The following is a 15,764-nucleotide window of genomic DNA, read 5'->3' as shown; positions in this document are numbered from 1 at the left end:
CGGGGGCGGTTTATGCGTTGCCTTGGGGCCGCGGCGGGGCTTTGCTTGGGGGTGATCCCGAACCTGATGGAAAGCCGCCCCATGACCGACCGTAGCTACTATTCTCCCGAGGGCGGATTGCCGCCGCAGACCGGCCTGCTGACCGACCGGGCCGTGTTCACCGAAGCCTACGCCGTGTTGCCGCGGGGGACGATGCGGGACATCGTGACCTCGCGCCTGCCGCATTGGGAGCGGACGCGGCTGTGGGTTCTGGCAAGGCCGCTGTCGGGGTTTGCCGAGACGTTCTCCCACTACATCATGGAGGTTGCGCCCGGCGGCGGCTCGGAGCGGCCCGAGAGCAACGAGGAGGCCGAGGGGGTGTTGTTCGTGACCTCCGGCGCGGTGGTGGTGACGGTCGGCGGGGAAGAGCACCGGATGGGCGAGGGGGGGTATGCGTACCTGCCCGCGGCCTGTGACTGGCAGCTCAGGAACGAGGGCGAGGGGCTGGCGGTGTTCCACTGGATCCGCAAGGCCTATGAGCCGGTCGAGGGGCTGGGCTGGCCCGAGCCGGTCTTTGCCGACGAGGCCACGCTGGCGCCGCACCCGATGCCGGATACGGAGGGGCGCTGGGCCACGACGCGGTTTGTCGATCCGGAGGATATGCGCCACGACATGCACGTGACGATCGTGACGCTGGAGCCGGGCGCGGTGATCCCCTTCATGGAGACGCATGTAATGGAGCATGGGCTCTACGTGCTGGAGGGGAAGGCGGCCTACAAGCTCAACACCGACTGGGTCGAGGTGGAGGCGGGCGATTACATGTGGCTGCGCGCCTTTTGCCCGCAGGCCTGTTACGCGGGCGGGCCGGGGAAGTTCCGCTACCTGCTCTACAAGGATGTGAACCGGCATATGGGGCTGTGAGGCGGAGTTAACTCGAACTTTATCGGATCGCCCGATGCTGCCTTTCGCCGTGACACTTCGCGGCGGAAGGAGGTGAGCACGCTGAATGAAAGACCATTTAGAGCAGTCATGCTGGCCGTGGCGATCGCGACGTTGATCGTGGCCATCATGCAGCTTTGGACAGGGCTTTAGGGTTCTGGGCAAAGTAAGCCCCGCGTAGCTGACACTACGCGGGGCTGATTCCGGTGAAGCACTGAAATCCCATTTAGAACAGTCCCAGTATTCTGCCAATTTCTTAAGATTTAGTAAAGCCGGGTGCGTTTCCAAGGTTAACTTCACCCCGGGCCAGGCGCGTCATGGGGCGATGCCGGTGCAGGGCGAACCTGCCGCGCGTCTCCTAAAATTTCCTGAAGCCGCGCCGCGTTGCGCGGGTTTGATCAAATTTCGTGTCAGGGGCTGGCAAATCCGGCGCGGCAGGCGGACAGTCCGGCGAAAGAGTCGCTTTTGCCGGAGACGCCCCCATGACCGACACCCCCATTCGCATCGCCCTGAACGGGTTTGGCCGGATCGGCCGGACGCTGTTGCGTATCCTACTGCGCGAGGCGCCGGACGTGGAGCTGGTGCTGATCAACGATATCGAGCCGCTGGAGACCTGCGCCTACCTGTTCGAGTACGACAGCGTCTATGGCCCGTGGCCGGGCGAGGTGGCGACGGAGGAGGGGGCGCTGGTGGTGGATGGCCGGACGATCCCGTTTCACGCGGCGCCGGACCTGAGCGCGCTGGATCTGTCGGGCGTCGATTTGGTGCTGGAATGCACCGGCATGGGCGGCAAGCGGGCGGTGGCCGAGCGCGGGCTGGCGGCCGGGGCGAAGGCGGTGCTGGTCTCGGGGCCCTCTGCCGAGGCGGACGTGACGCTGGTGATGGGGGCCAACGAGGGCAAGCTGGGCGGTGAGCGTATCATCTCGAACGCGTCGTGTACGACCAACGCGCTGGCGCCGCTGGTGCGGGTGCTGGACGAGGCGTTCGGGGTGGAAAGCGGACAGATGACCACGGTGCATTGCTATACCGGCAGCCAGCCGACGGTCGACAAGCCCCGCAGCGCGCCGGAACGCAGCCGGGCGGCGGCGCTGTCGATGGTGCCGACGACCACCAGCGCACAGCACCAGACCGGGCTTGTCCTGCCGCACATGGCGGGGCGGATCGAGGCGCGGGCGATCCGGGTGCCGACGGCGAGCGTGTCGTGCATCGACCTGACGGTGCAGCTGCGCGAGACGGTGACGGAAGGGGCGGTGAACGCGGTGCTGCGCGCGGCAGCCGAGGGCTCGCCTGTCTTCGGCTGGACCGAGAAGCCGCTGGTGAGTGCCGACCTGCGCGGGCGGCCGGAATCGATCGTGATGGTGGGGCCGGAGACCTCGGTCTCGCGGGGCGGGCTGCTGCGGGTGTTCGGCTGGTATGACAACGAGTGGGGGTTTTCCTGCCGCATGCTGGACATGGCGCGGCTGATCGCGCGTCGCTAGGGGGGCCAGCCCCCCACGTTGAAATCAGGAGATTTCAACGCTCCCCCCGGGATACTTTTGGCCAGAAGAAGCATGGGGCGCCCCTTGTTTCTTCTGGCCGGAAATATCCCGGGGTGAGGCCGAAGGCCGAGGGGCAGCGCCCCTAGTCTGCGGTGACGGTAAAGGGGGTGTCGAACCAGTGTTCCTGCAGGTTCGGGCCATTGCCGATGCGGTCGATCACGGCGAAGAGGCCGGGGGGCGCGAGCGGCGTGAGGACGCCGTGCCAGGTGTTCCGCGCGATCTGGATGCCCTGCCCGGGTTCGGTGAGGAAGGCGAGCGGGGTGCCGGGGTGGCCGCTTTCGTCGGGGGCGACGATGACGAGGAAGCTGGTCTCGTACATTGGCAGGAAGGCCTGGGAGCCCAGCGGGTGGCGTTCGACCATGTCGAGCCGGTAGGGGAGGCTGCGGGGTTGGGCATCGAACAGGCTGATGCCGGGGGTGCCGTCGGTGATGTCGGCCAGGGCCAGCGCGTGGTGGCGGCCGCAGAGGCCCTGGTTGATCATCATGTCCGGTTCCGGCCGGCGGGCGATGACATTGCCGAAGGGGGCGAAGGCGGATTGGGTCAGGGGCCGGGCCGTGATCGTGGTCACGGCAGGAGGCCCTGCAGGCGCAGCTCGGCGATGCGCTCGACCTGGGCGCAGGCGGCGGCGAACTCGGTCTCGCTGTCATTGGCGAGGCGGGTTTCGAAGGCGGCGAGGATGCCCTGTTTGTCGTGGTCGCGGACGGCGATGATGAAGGGGTGGCCGTGCTTGGCGACATAGGCGTCGTTGAGGCGGGTGAAGGTGGCGCGTTCCTCGTCGGTGAGCATGTCGAGCCCGGCGGAGGCCTGTTCGGCGGTGGAGTCGCTGGTCAGGCGGCCGGCGGCGGCGAGTTTGCCGGCGAGGTCGGGGTGGGCGTTGAGCACGGCGAGGCGCTTGTCGCGAGGCGCCGCGCGGAAGGCGCGGGCCATGGCCGAGGCGAGGCCCGCCGCGCTGTCATGGGCGGGGCCGAGTTCCAGCTCGTAGGCGTTTTCGGCGACCCAGGGGGAATGTTCGAAGATGTCGCCAAAGCGGGTGACGAACCTGTCGCGGTCCATCTCGGAGGGGCGCTCGAGGCGTTCGGGCGGGTGGGTTTCGGCCCAGTGGCGGGCGATGTCGATGCGGCGGGCGACCCAGACTCCGTCATGCGCCGCGATATGATCGAGGAAGCGTTGCAGGGCCATGACGCGGCCGGGGCGGCCGATCAGGCGGCAATGCAGGCCGATGGAGAGCATCTTCGGCGCGCCGGCCTCGCCCTCGGCATAAAGCGCGTCGAAGCTGTCGCGGAGATAGGCGAAGAACTGGTCGCCCGAGTTGAACCCCTGCGGCGTGGCGAAGCGCATGTCGTTGCAGTCGAGCGTGTAGGGGATGATGAGCTGGTCGCGGCCGGCGAGGGTGACCCAGTAGGGGAGGTCGTCGGCGTAGGTGTCTGAAATGTAGTCGAATTGCCCGGTTTCCGCGGCCAGCGGCACGGTGTTGACCGAGCAGCGGCCGGTGTACCAGCCGCGGGGCGCCTCGCCAGTGGTGAGGGTGTGGAGGCGGATGGCCTCCGCCATGTCGGCGCGTTCGGCCTCGGGCGTGTGGTCCTTGTAGTCGATCCATTTGAGGCCGTGGCTGGCGATTTCCCAGTCCGCGGCCTGCATGGCCTTGACCTGTTCCGGCGAGCGGGCCAGCGCCGTGGCGACACCGTAGACGGTGAGCGGCAGGCCGCGCGAGGTGAACAGCCGGTGGAGGCGCCAGAACCCGGCGCGGGCGCCGTATTCGTAGACCGATTCCATGTTCCAGTGGCGCTGGCCGGGCCAGGGCTGGGCGCCGGGGATTTCCGACAGGAAGGCCTCGGAGGCGGCGTCGCCGTGCAGCAGGCAGTTCTCGCCGCCTTCCTCGTAATTGAGGACGAACTGGACGGCGACCTTGGCGTTGCCGGGCCAGTGCGGGTGCGGCGGGGTGGGGCCGTGGCCGCGCATGTCGCGGATGTAGCGTTGGGGCATGGCGACGCCTTCCGTGAGTGGTGGATGCCGGTAGTCTAGACGAGGGCTTTGCCGGATACTTTCCGATAAAACCTGAAGGACTTACAATGATTTCCTGCGTGACCGGGGCCCCGGGGCGCGGCAGGGTGGCGACAGGAGGACCGTATAGATGGCCGGATATCTGACAACCCATGTGCTCGATACCGCGCGGGGCCGCCCGGCGGCGGGCATGACCGTGGAGCTTTACCGCATCGAGGGCGAAAAGCGCAGCCTTGTCAGGGCGTTGCAGACCAATGCCGACGGGCGGACGGATGAGCCGATCCTGCCGGAGGCGGAGTTCCGGGTCGGCACGTACGAGTTGGTGTTTCATGCCGGGGATTACATCGATGCCCGGTTCTCGCCGCCGGACAGCCCGCGGTTTCTGGACGAGGTGCCGATAAGGTTCGGGATGTCGGAAGCGGTGCATTACCACGTGCCGCTCCTGGTGTCGCCGTTCGGGTATTCGACCTACCGCGGGAGCTGAGGCAGGCGAATCGGGGTTAACCGGTTGGAATGGCTTGGAAATGCCGGGGCGGTATCGCGTCGGTATCACGTCGGTATTTTGTCGGTGTTTTTTCGGTTCCTGGCCCGGGTTGATGTGGCGTTCGGTGGGGGGTGGCGCGAGATGTTGTGTGCGGTGCAACGGGGGGTGTTTGGCGGCGTTGTGGGCGGTGGAGGTTTGAGGCCCCGGCTCAAGGCCGGGGCGGGGGGCGTGCCGTAGCGGTATTGCACGCGCCCGGGATAAAGGCCGGGGGCCGCCGGGCGAGCGCCCGCTGCCCGGCAGGTTGGCGGAGGTGTTTGGCTAGGGTGCGAGGCACCGGGTCAGGGCCGGGGCGGGGGGCGCGAGTTCTCGGCTTGGCAGCAAGGTTAAGGCGTGACCCGGAAGTGCGGGCCCTTTTCGTGGCGGCGGCTCCCCACGGGGTGGCGCTTGTCGGGTGGGGTGACTGCATGAGTTTGGCGATGGCGAGGCCCGGCTCAAGGCCGGAGCGGGCTAGGAAGAAGGGGAGAGGTTTCGGTTTGTAAGGGGAACGCGAAGGGTGCTGGGTTGTGCTAATGTTGCGGTTTGGCACGCGCCCGGAGTCAAGCCGCGCCTTGGCGCGGCGCCGGGCGAGCGCCCGCTGCCCGGCAGGCGATTGCAAGGCAATCGCCGAGAGGGGCCCGTCCCGGCGGGCAGGCGCTTTTGAGGTGTGGTGCGAGGTTGATAGCTAGGATGTGCTCGGCGCGATAAAGTGCGGGCCATGAACGTTGCAGCGCCTCCCCACGGGCCGGCGCTCGCCCGGCGGGTTGCGGGAGGTGTTTGGCGCGGTTTGATCGAGGATGGAGTGGTAATTGTTCTCCGGTCGTCTTTGCTGAAGGCCGTGCTTCAGAAATGTCCGCTTCGGACTTGACGTGGGGCCCTTGGTGGCCCCGGCGCGTGGTCCGACAAGGGAGAGCAGACGGGCACTGCTGCCATCGCAGTAAGGAACTCGCCCGGCGGTATGACCGAACATGTTTGGTGAAGGTGCGAGGTCCCGGGCCAGGCCCGGGGCGGGGGGAGTGACATTTCAGTTTGGCACGCGCCCGGAGTCAAGCCGCGCCTTGGCGCGGCGCCGGGCGAGCGCCCGCTGCCCGGCAGGCGATTGCAAGGCAATCGCCGAGAGGGGCCCGTCCCGGCGGGCAGGCGCTTTGGCGGGTGTTGCGCACGTTTCTTAGGGTAGGATGTAGTCGGCACCATAAAATGCCATCCACCACCGTAGCAGCGCCTCCCCACGGGCCGGCGCTCGCCCGGCGGGGTGACCGAACCTGTTTTGCGAGGGAGAGAGGCCCCGGGTCAGGCCCGGGGCGGGGGAGGCGGTGGGTGTCGGCGCTGGGGTCGGGACGGGCAGCGCGTGAATAACCCCGGACAAGACTTTGTCTTTGCGGGGGATGTTTCTACATATATGCCTGTAACATGGCGGGCATGAACAGGTGATCAGGTGCTGAGGCGGCAGGGTACGGGCGCGACGCCGATGAGCTTTCTCTCGGGCGAGGGGGAAATGGCGCGGCGTATCCGGGAGCATGACTGGGCGGCGCATCCTTTCGGCCCGCCGGAGGCGTGGCCGCAATCGCTGCGGGCGGCGCTGGGGATCTGCCTGAACTCGGCCTTTCCGACGGCGATCTACTGGGGCCAGGATCTGCGCCTGCTTTACAACGACGCCTGGTCGACCATTCCGGGCCCGCGCCACCCCGCCTGTCTCGGCGCGCCGGCGGAGGAGGTGTGGTCGGATATCTGGCACGTGATCGAGCCGCAGTTCACACAGGTGATCGAGACCGGCGAGGGGCTGTTCGTCGATGACCAGATGCTGCCGATGCGGCGCTACGGGATCGAGGAGGAGACCTACTGGTCCTACAGTTTCACGCCGATCCGGGGCGAGGACGGCACCATCGTCGGCATCTACAACTCGGGCCAGGAGACCACCGACAAGGTGTTGCGCCAGCGGCAGACGGCGTTCCTGCTGGAGGCGGGCGAGCGGGTGCGCGAGCTGACCGGGGCCGACGAGATCATGACCGAGGTCTGCCGGATGCTGGGCGAGCACCTGGGTGCGATGCGGGTGGGCGTTCGCGAGCGCGACGTCTCGGCCGAGCTGTTTCCGGTCTCGCAGGAATGGATGGCCGAGGGCGTGGCCCCCGCCGGCCCCGGGGTTCACTGGCCGTGGCTGGGCCGCCTGCGGGACGGGCTGGAGGCCGGGCGCGCCGTCCGCGTCGACAGCACGTCGAAGCTGGAGGACGGGCGGGCGCGCGAGATGTTCGGCCGCCTGGGGGCCGAGGCGGCGCTGGCGCTGCCCTCGTTCAAGTTCGCGAGCCTCAGCGCGGTGATGTTCGTGCATCGCGAAAAGCCTCATGGCTGGACCGACGAGGAGGTGGCGACCGCCGAACAGGTCTTTGGCCTGGCCACGCAGACGATCGAACGGGAGCGGGTGCTGGCGCGCGAAAAGGCGATGATGCAGGAAATCGACCACCGGGCGCGCAACCTGCTGGGGATTTCCCAGGCGCTGGTGCGGCTGACCCGGGCGGAGGATGTCGCGGGCTACAAGTCGTCGCTGCTCGACCGGCTGAGCGCGCTGGGCAAGACGCTGACCATCCTGTCCGATGCCAAGTGGGTCGGGGCCAGCCTTCGGGACGTGCTGGAAAGCGAACTGGCGCCGTTCCTGTCGGCCGGGGAGGGGCGGGTCAGGCTGCAGGGGCCGCGGGTGGTGCTGCCGCCCTCGATGGTGCAGCCGGTGGCGATGGCGCTGCACGAGCTGACCACCAACGCGGTGAAATACGGGGCGCTGGCCGGGGACGAGGGAACGCTCGATATCGGCTGGGACCTCGGCGAGGGCGGGGTTCTGCGGCTGGTCTGGCGGGAGCGGAGCGCGGCCGTGGCCGGGGCGGTGGAGCCCGAGACCGCGGGGTTCGGCACGCAGCTACTGACGCTGGCGGTGGAGGATCAGCTTGACGGCCGCATCACGCGGGACGTGCGGGATGGCGCGTTCGAATGCGAGCTGACCCTGCCGGTGCCCGAAGAGGTGGACGCGGCCGGGGCGCAGATGCAGGCGCGGGCGCCGGGCTGAGCCGCGGCCAGACGCCCCCTTTCGCCGGCTGCCGGAATGGGCCAGTAAGGGGCGGTACGGGGCCGAGGCAAAGGAGGGCGGAATGCGCGGGCTGATCGGGAGTTTTCTGTTGGTTGGGGTTCTGGCGGGGTGCTACGGCTCGCCCACGCCATCGTTGCTCGGGATGACCGGCCGGGCCGAGGTGGCCGGTGTGGAGGCGGGCGACATGCTGAAGCTGCGGGCCGGGCCGGGGCTGGGCTACGAGGTGATCGTGGGCCTGCCGAACGGGACGGTGGTGCGGACCGGGGCCTGCAACCGCGTGGGCGGCACGGTGTGGTGCGAGGCGGCGCTGGACCGGGATCCGGGGACGAAGGGGTACGTGTCGGAGACGTATCTGCGGAAGTTGTGACGGGGGGTGTGGGGTGGGTTTGCACCCACCCTACGTTTCGAGGGCTCGGTGAGGTCCCGGCTCGGGGGCCGGGACGGGGGAGAATGCGCGAGGCTCGGGGTTTTCTGACCGGTGCTGGTTGGCACACGCCCGGAACAGAGGCCGAAGGCCGCCGGGCGAGCGCCGGCCCGTCCCGGCGGGCAGGCGCTTTGGCGGGTGTTGCGTGACATCTTTAGGTAGGATGTACTCGGCGCCATAAAGCGTGGGCCATATCCGTTGCAGCGCCTCCCCACGGGCCGGCGCTCGCCCGGCGGGGCGCATGAAGCGGCGCGGGGGCCGGGACGGGTTCTTTAAACCCGGCACATCCCCTTGATCGTCGCGGCGTGGACCGGGTCGGCGGCCAGCGTGTCGGCGGCCAACTCGTGGGCGGTGGCGATCAGCTCGTCAGGCTCGGCGATGCGGTCGAAGAGGCCCCAGGCGAGCGCCGTTTCGGCGTCGACCTTCTGCCCCGCCATCAGGATCATGCGCGCCCGCGACGGCCCGACCAGCCGGACCAGGCGGCCGGGGTCGGAGGGCTGGGGCAGGAAGCCCAGCTTCATCACCGGGTAGAAGGCCTTGGCCGAGGGCACCGCGACGCGCAGGTCGCAGGCCAGCACCATGCCCATCGCGCCGCCCGCCACGGTGCCGTTCAAGGCCGCGATGGTCAGGCCGCGCAGGCCGGTGATGGCAGACGACAGCCGTTCCCAGGCGGAGCTTGTCGCCAGCCCGGCCTTTGCCGCTTCGAGATCGGCGCCGGCGGAGAAGACCTTGCCCTCGCCGGTCAGGATCAGGGCGCCGGCCTCGTCGGCGCTTTCGGCGATGTCGGCGAGGTCGGTCAGCATCGCCTCGGTCAGGGAATTGGCCTTGTCCGGGCGGGCGATGGTGACGGTCCAGAGCCCGTCGGTCTTGTCGAGGCGGATCATGCGAGGCCCGCCCGGCGACGGATGTCGTCCTGCCGGAGGCTGACTTCCTGGCCGATGTGGTCGTCGGCGTCGGGGCTGCACATCCAGAGGAGCGCCTTCGCGGGCCATTCGGGGGGAATGTGATCCTCCCATTCCAGTTCGGAGACCGGGTTGATGCCGCTGGCCTTGATGTCGCGCTGCATCTGGGTGGCGACGGTGCCGGGGGAAAGCCCCATGATGCGCAGGCCGTGGCCGCGGTTCTCGAGGTCGGCGCAGCGGGTCAGCATGGCGGCGCCGGCCTTGGAGGTGCAGTAGTGGCTCCAGCCTTCCAGCGGGCTGTGGGCGGCGCCGGAGGATACGGTGATGATGGTGCCGGAGCCTGCGTCCTTCATCACCGGGATGGCGGCGCGCATGCCGTTGAAGACGCCCTTGAGGTTGATGTCGATCACCTTGCCCCATTCCTCGGGGTCGATGGCGTCGAGATGGCTGATCGGTTCGATCACGCCGGCGTTGCCGATCAGGATGTCGAGCCTGCCGAAGGCCTTCTGGCAGGCAGAGACGGCGGCGTCGACCTCCCAGTAGCGGGAGACGTCGCAGGGGATGGCGACCGCCCGGTTGCCGATCTCGCCGGCGATCTCGGCGATGGCGTCGCCGTTGCGCGCGGCCAGGGCCACGTTGGCGCCCGCCTCGGCAAAGATCCGGGCCGCCGCCGCGCCGATGCCGCGGCTGGCCCCGGTGATGAGCACCGTTTTGCCGACGACTGCCTCTGTCATACTCATTTCGTACCTCCCTGCATTCAAACCCGCTACTCTCAAGCTCGTGCGGCCGGGGCAACTATTTCTTGACCCGGCCCGTGCTTGGGCAGAAGCTATACTCGAATTTTAAAAACGGAAGGGTTGATGATGACATCCTGGAGGAGAACTGCCGCGTCGGTGGCCGCGCTTTGCGTCATTTCGGGCGGAACCGCGGCATTTGCCGACGTGACGGCCGAACAGGTCTGGGCCGATTGGCGCGATTACATGAAGGATTCCGGCTATACGCTGGAGGCGACCGAAACACGGTCGGGCGACACGCTGACGGTCAGCGGGATCAGCATGACGTTCGAGGTGCCGGAAGAGGACATGACGATCGACATGTCGATGGGCGACATGAACTTCGTCGACAATGGCGACGGGACGGTTTCCATCACCCTGGCGCCGAGCCTGCCGATCGACATTTCCGTCGATGCCGAGGACGGCGAGGACGTGGAGATCGGCCTCGACTATGCCACCGATGGCCTGACGATCGACGTCTCGGGCGACCCCGAGAACATGACCTATGCCTATTCGGCCGCGAACATCGCGCTGACGCTGGTCAGCCTGAACATCGAGGGCGAGGACGTTCCGATGGACGAGTTCGGCCAGGCCGAGTTCCGGATGGCCGATGTCGAGGGCACGACCGAGATGTCGGTGGGCAACCTGCGCCAGTCGGTCCAGAAGGTCACCACGGGCGCCGTCAGCTACGTGATGGATTTCAACGAGCCGGATGACGGCGGCGGCCGTTTCGTGATCCGCGGCGAGGCCGAGGGCATGGAGTTCGACGGCACCGCCAGCCTGCCCAACGACATGGACCCCGAGCAGATGGCGGCGGCGCTGAAGGCGGGCTTTGCCTTCGACGGCAGCTTCTCGTTCACCAACGGATCGTCGAATTTCAACTTCAACGACGGCGATGAGAGCGCGCAGGGCACCAGCAGTTCCTCCTCCGGCCAGATTGGCCTGAAGATGGACGAGAGCGGCATCACCTATTCCGGCGAGGGCACGGATATCGCCATGTCGATGGCCGGTGCCGAGATCCCGTTCCCGCTGGAAATGTCGATGCAGCAGGCCGGGTTCAACCTGATGGTGCCGGTCACCGCCGGCGAGGGCGAACAGGACTTTGCCTTCGCACTGACGCTGGGCGATTTCACCATGTCCGACCTGATCTGGGGCATCTTCGACCCGAGCGGGCAATTGCCGCGTGATCCGGCGACGGTGGCGTTCGACACCAGCGGCACGGTCAAGCTGCTGGTCGACCTGCTCGATCCCGAGGAGATGGAGAAGATCGAGGAAGGCGAGTCGATGCCCGGCGAGCTTCATTCGCTCGACCTCAACAGCCTGACGGTGAGCGCGGCGGGCGCCGAGCTGACCGGCGACGGCAGCTTTACCTTCGACAACTCGGACCTGACCACATTCGAGGGGATGCCGGCGCCGACCGGCTCGGTGAACCTGATGCTGGTGGGCGGCAACGCGCTGCTCGACAAGCTGGTGGCCATGGGCTTTGTCCCCGAGGAACAGGCCGCCGGTGCGCGGATGATGATGGGCCTGTTCGCCGTGCCGGGCGATGGCGAGGACACGCTGACCTCGACCATCGAGGTCAAGGGTGACGGGCAGGTGCTGGCCAACGGGCAGCGCATCAAGTAACGCGCCTGTCGTTACGGAACTTCGGAAAGGCTGCAATCATCGGTTGCAGCCTTTTCGTTTGGGGTTAGCGTTGGGCGGCGAAATGTTTGGAACGAGGGGCGATTTCGGATGAGGATTGGGTTTGGCCTGGTGGCCGTGGCGACGGTCGGGCTGGCGGGGATGCCGGCGGCGGCGGATGTGAGTGCCGAGGATGTCTGGGCCAGCGCGATGGCGCCGTTCGAGGCGCTGAATGCCGAGATCGAGGCGAGCCCGGTGCGCGAGGGTGACCGGCTGGTGGTCGATGACATCGAGATCAGGTTCGACTTTGCCCAGGGCCGGGGGCGGCTGGTGCTGACGACCAATGGCATGGTGCTGGAGGAGGCGGGCGATGGCACGGTCTCGGTGCGGTATCCCGCGGAGTCGAAATGCATCGTGCGGCTGGAATTCGACGGCGAGGACGGCGCGCCGGAGGCGATCGTGCTGACCCGGGAGCTGGACGGCACGGCGTTCGAGCAGGTCGCCAGCGGCGCGCCGGGCGACGTGACCCATGCCTTCCGCACCGACGAGCTTTTGCAGGTGATGCGGGTGGAGATGCCGGAGGCGGCCGGCGGGGCGGATGTGCGGATGACCATGCGGATCACCGGGTCGGAGGGCAGCTACCGGGTGACCGACGGCGATTTGCTGCGGATCGGCGGGGCGTTCGATTACGAGACGATCATCGTGGATTCGGTCTCGGAAACCGAGATGCCGGGGGGCGATGGAGTGCCGCCCGTGATGGCGACGCAGGCCACCGCGCAGCGCATGGAGGGGGTCGCGGTCACCTACGAAGGGGCGCTGCCCAAGGGGACGCTGTCGCTGATGAACCTGTCGGAGGGGCTGCGCGACGGGCTGGCGTTTTCGCTGACCTCGAAGGTGGCCGCGACGGGTGCGGAGACGGTGATGACGACGACCGAGCCGGGGGGGGAGGCCGGCGACGCGGAGATGTTCCGGCAGACCTACGATCTCGGCCCGCAGGCGGCCGCGATCCGTCTCGATGCCGGGGGGCTGTCCATCGAGGGGCAGGCCGACCGGTTGACGATGGCGATGGCGGCCGAGGTGCTGCCCGTGCCGTTGGTCGTGGGGTTCGAGGCGATGGGCTATCGGTTCGCCACGCCGCTGAACCGGACGGAGGGGCCGGAGGAGGCGGCGCTGGCGCTGTCGCTTCAGGGGATGACGCTGGGCGAGGAGGCCTGGGCGATGGTCGATCCGGGCGGGGCGCTGCCGCGCGATCCGGCGGATCTGTCGTTGGAGGCCACGGCGGCGGTGGAGCTTTTCGCCGGGCTGCTGGATTTCCCTTCGATCGCGGTGCTGGAGGAGGAAGGCGAGGCGCCGACGGCGCTGCGCGGGCTGACGGTGCAGGAACTGGCCGTGGCGGCGCTGGGCGCGCGGCTGACGGGCGAGGCGGATCTGCGTTTCGACGAGGCGGACGGGGAGAGCCAGGGCGGGTTCCCCGAGCCCGAGGGGGTGATCGAGCTGGTGCTTGAGGGCGGGCAGGTGCTGATCGACCGGCTGGTCGAGGCGCGGCTGCTGCCCGAGGACCAGGCTGCCGGCGCGCGGATGATGCTGGGCGTCTTCGCCGTGCCGGGCGAGGGCGAGGACACCATGACCTCGACCATCGAGCTGAAGCCGGGCGGCGTGATCGAGGCCAACGGCCAGCGCGTGCGCTAGGGCGGCTGGCCCCGGGCGCCGAGGGGCACGGGCTTGCACGGGCAGGCCCGGCGGTCTACCTGTTCCCGGCAATCAGGAAAGGCAGGGCATGACCGACACGCTGGAGAACATCACCGCGGCCTTGATCGACGCCGCCCGCAAGGCCGGGGCGGATGCCGCCGATGCCATCGCGCTGAAGGGCAGCGCGGTGACGATCGACGTGCGCGCGGGTGCGCTGGAGCAGGCCGAGCGGTCGGAGGGCACGGATATGGGCCTGCGGGTGCTGGTGGGCCGGCGGCAGGCTTGCGTGTCGGCCTCGGACACGCGGGACGAGACGATCGGCGTGCTGGCGGAGCGGGCCGTGGCGATGGCGCGCGAGGCGCCGGAGGATCCTTACGCGGGGCTGGCCGAGCCGGGGCAGCTTGGCACGGGCTGCGAGGCCGGGGCGCTGGAGCTGGCCGATCCGGGCGAGGAGCCGTCGCCCGAGGTATTGCAGGACAAGGCGCTGGCGGCGGAGGCCGCGGCGCTGGGCGTGACGGGCGTGAGCCAGGTGCAGTCGGCCACCTCGGCCTGGTCGCGGCGGGCGGTGCACATGGCGGGCTCGAACGGGTTTTCCGGGGGCTACGAGCGCACCGATGCGGCGATCCACTGTTCCGCCATTGCCGGGACCGGCACCGGGATGCAGCGCGATGCCGATGGCGACAGCCGCATCTTCCGGAGCGATCTGCGGGGTGCCGCGGATATCGGCCGGGTGGCAGGCGAGCGGGCGGCGTCGCTGCTGGGGGCGAAGCGGCCGAAGACGGGCGCCTACCCGGTGCTGTTCGACGAGCGCATCGCGGCCTCGCTGATCGGGCATTTGCTGGGCGCGGCCGATGGCAGCGCCGTGGCGCGGGGCCAGTCCTGGCTGCGTGGGCGGCTGGGCGAGCCGGTGCTGCCCGCCGGGCTGAGCGTGATCGAGGATCCGCACCGGCCGCGGGTGACGGGTTCGCGTCCGTTCGATGCGGAGGGGTTGCCGACGCGCAAGCGGGCGCTGGTGGATGAGGGGGTACTGACGGGCTGGATTCTTGACCTCTCGACCGGCCGCAAGCTGGGGATGGAAAGCACCGCCAACGCCAAGCGCGGCACCTCCGCCCCGCCGAGCCCGGGCCCGTGGAACATCGCGCTGACGCAAGGCGACAAGAGCCGCGACGACCTGCTGCGGGAGATGGGCACCGGGCTGCTGGTGACCTCGATGATCGGGGCCACGATCAACCCCAACACCGGGGATTACTCGCGCGGGGCGTCGGGCTTCTGGGTCGAGAATGGCGAGATCACCTACCCGGTGCAGGAATGCACCATCGCGGGGGCCCTGCCGGAGATGCTGCGCAACATGACACCGGCCAACGACGCGCGGCCGTGGCTGAGCCGCGTGGTGCCCTCGCTTCTGGTCGAGGGGCTGACGCTTGCCGGGGAGTGACCTTTCGCTGCTGATTGACGCGGCGCGGCAGGCGGGCGAGGTCGCTTCGGGGTTCGCCGCCGAGACGGCCAAGCGCTGGGACAAGCCGGATGGCCTGGGCCCGGTGACGGAGGCCGACCTCGCCGTGAACGAAGTGCTGGAGCGGGTGCTGCGCGGGGCGCGGCCCGACTATGGCTGGCTGTCGGAGGAGAGCGAGGACGGGGAGGCGCGGCTGGCCTGCCGGCGCATCTTCATCGTCGATCCGATCGACGGCACGCGGAGCTTCATCGAAGGCTCGGGCACCTGGGCGCATTCGCTGGCGGTGGTGGAGGATGGCACGGTGACGGCGGGGGTGGTCTTCCTGCCGATGCGTGACAGTCTCTATGCCGCCGCGACGGGGCAGGGTGCGACGCTGAACGGCACGCCGCTGAAGGTCTCGGACCGGACGGAGCTGACCGGCGCCTCGGTGCTGGCGGCCAGGCCCGGCTATGCGCCGCAGCACTGGCGCGGCGCGGTGCCGGAGGTGAAGCGCCTCTACCGTCCGTCGCTCGCCTACCGGCTGAGCGTGGTGGCCGAGGGCCGGGCCGACGCGATGTTCACCCTGCGCCCGACATGGGAATGGGACGTGGCCGCCGGCGACGTGATCCTGCGCGAGGCGGGTGCGGCGACCTCGGACCGGGCGGGAAAGCCGCTTGTCTTCAACAACCCGCATCCGCAGGTCAACGGCATCGTCGCCGCCAACCCGGCCCTGCACGGGGCGATCACCGGCGCGCTGGTGGTGTGAACCCGGCCCGCCGGGCGCGCCCCTCCCGGCGCAAACGAGATTGCCTTTTCTTCTTGGTCGAAATATCCCGGGGGGAGCGTTGAAATCTTCGATTTCGACGTGGGG

Annotated in this window: 13 protein-coding genes; 9 read left to right on the top strand and 4 right to left on the bottom strand. The window is 68.8% G+C overall.

All coding sequences use genetic code 11. The annotated features are described in order from the left end of the window. Positions 1-81 precede the first annotated feature (81 nt). Together ACO07J_RS02155 and ACO07J_RS02150 are read left to right on the top strand one after the other, a co-directional pair. Positions 82-900 carry a bifunctional allantoicase/(S)-ureidoglycine aminohydrolase gene (locus tag ACO07J_RS02155; protein WP_422025857.1) on the top strand — a complete coding sequence of 273 codons (819 nt, stop codon included), beginning with the start codon at positions 82-84 and terminating at the stop codon, positions 898-900. A gap of 500 nt (positions 901-1,400) precedes the next feature. Beyond that, positions 1,401-2,396, top strand: a complete 996-nt coding sequence (locus tag ACO07J_RS02150; protein ID WP_422025855.1) for a type I glyceraldehyde-3-phosphate dehydrogenase — start codon at positions 1,401-1,403, stop codon at positions 2,394-2,396. Positions 2,397-2,538: 142 nt separating this feature from the next. On the opposite strand, the gene ACO07J_RS02145 is transcribed toward ACO07J_RS02150, so the two are convergent. After that, entirely contained in the window at positions 2,539-3,024 is a 486-nt protein-coding gene (locus ACO07J_RS02145) for an ureidoglycolate lyase (protein WP_422025853.1), read from the bottom strand. Next, positions 3,021-4,439, bottom strand: a complete 1,419-nt coding sequence (gene puuE, locus ACO07J_RS02140) for an allantoinase PuuE (RefSeq protein ID WP_422025851.1) — start codon at positions 4,437-4,439, stop codon at positions 3,021-3,023. The genes ACO07J_RS02145 and puuE overlap by 4 nt, the downstream gene beginning before the upstream one ends. Positions 4,440-4,587: 148 nt before the next feature. Between puuE and uraH the strand changes: the two genes are divergently transcribed. From uraH to ACO07J_RS02125, 3 genes are all read left to right on the top strand, one after another. Beyond that, complete coding sequence (gene uraH / locus ACO07J_RS02135) at positions 4,588-4,941, top strand: hydroxyisourate hydrolase (RefSeq protein ID WP_422025849.1); 354 nt, start codon at positions 4,588-4,590, stop codon at positions 4,939-4,941. Positions 4,942-6,445: 1,504 nt separating this feature from the next. Continuing rightward, entirely contained in the window at positions 6,446-8,029 is a 1,584-nt protein-coding gene (locus tag ACO07J_RS02130; protein WP_422025847.1) for an HWE histidine kinase domain-containing protein, read from the top strand. Positions 8,030-8,111: 82 nt separating this feature from the next. Next, positions 8,112-8,417: an SH3 domain-containing protein gene (locus ACO07J_RS02125; RefSeq protein WP_422025845.1), complete on the top strand. Its 306-nt coding sequence runs from the start codon at positions 8,112-8,114 to the stop codon at positions 8,415-8,417. 329 nt (positions 8,418-8,746) lie between these two features. Here ACO07J_RS02125 and ACO07J_RS02120 read toward each other — a convergent pair whose 3' ends face one another. Together ACO07J_RS02120 and ACO07J_RS02115 are read right to left on the bottom strand one after the other, a co-directional pair. Then, positions 8,747-9,358, bottom strand: coding sequence for an enoyl-CoA hydratase/isomerase family protein (locus tag ACO07J_RS02120; RefSeq protein WP_422025843.1), 612 nt, complete (start codon positions 9,356-9,358; stop codon positions 8,747-8,749). Next, positions 9,355-10,116, bottom strand: coding sequence for an SDR family oxidoreductase (locus tag ACO07J_RS02115; RefSeq protein WP_422025841.1), 762 nt, complete (start codon positions 10,114-10,116; stop codon positions 9,355-9,357). Before ACO07J_RS02115 ends, ACO07J_RS02120 begins: the two co-directional genes overlap by 4 nt. Before the next feature lie 120 nt (positions 10,117-10,236). Here ACO07J_RS02115 and ACO07J_RS02110 point away from each other — a divergent pair, with 120 nt between their 5' ends. The 4 genes from ACO07J_RS02110 to ACO07J_RS02095 all read left to right on the top strand — a co-directional run bounded on the left by ACO07J_RS02110 (position 10,237) and on the right by ACO07J_RS02095 (position 15,659). Further along, the gene (locus tag ACO07J_RS02110; protein WP_422025839.1) at positions 10,237-11,775 is read left to right on the top strand and encodes a DUF2125 domain-containing protein; all 1,539 of its coding nucleotides are present in this window, start codon (positions 10,237-10,239) and stop codon (positions 11,773-11,775) included. Positions 11,776-11,883: 108 nt separating this feature from the next. Further along, positions 11,884-13,461 carry a DUF2125 domain-containing protein gene (locus ACO07J_RS02105; RefSeq protein WP_422025837.1) on the top strand — a complete coding sequence of 526 codons (1,578 nt, stop codon included), beginning with the start codon at positions 11,884-11,886 and terminating at the stop codon, positions 13,459-13,461. Between the two features lie 88 nt (positions 13,462-13,549). Further along, positions 13,550-14,896 carry a TldD/PmbA family protein gene (locus ACO07J_RS02100; RefSeq protein ID WP_422025835.1) on the top strand — a complete coding sequence of 449 codons (1,347 nt, stop codon included), beginning with the start codon at positions 13,550-13,552 and terminating at the stop codon, positions 14,894-14,896. Beyond that, positions 14,883-15,659, top strand: a complete 777-nt coding sequence (locus ACO07J_RS02095; RefSeq protein ID WP_422025833.1) for a 3'(2'),5'-bisphosphate nucleotidase CysQ — start codon at positions 14,883-14,885, stop codon at positions 15,657-15,659. The genes ACO07J_RS02100 and ACO07J_RS02095 overlap by 14 nt, the downstream gene beginning before the upstream one ends. The last annotated feature ends 105 nt before the right edge of the window (positions 15,660-15,764 follow it).

The sequence above is a fragment of the Roseovarius sp. genome (assembly GCF_965228755.1).
In the GTDB taxonomy this organism is placed as follows: domain Bacteria; phylum Pseudomonadota; class Alphaproteobacteria; order Rhodobacterales; family Rhodobacteraceae; genus Roseovarius.
The sequence above is the reverse complement of the archived record's forward strand: the minus strand, read 5'-3'. Positions and strand labels throughout refer to the sequence as shown.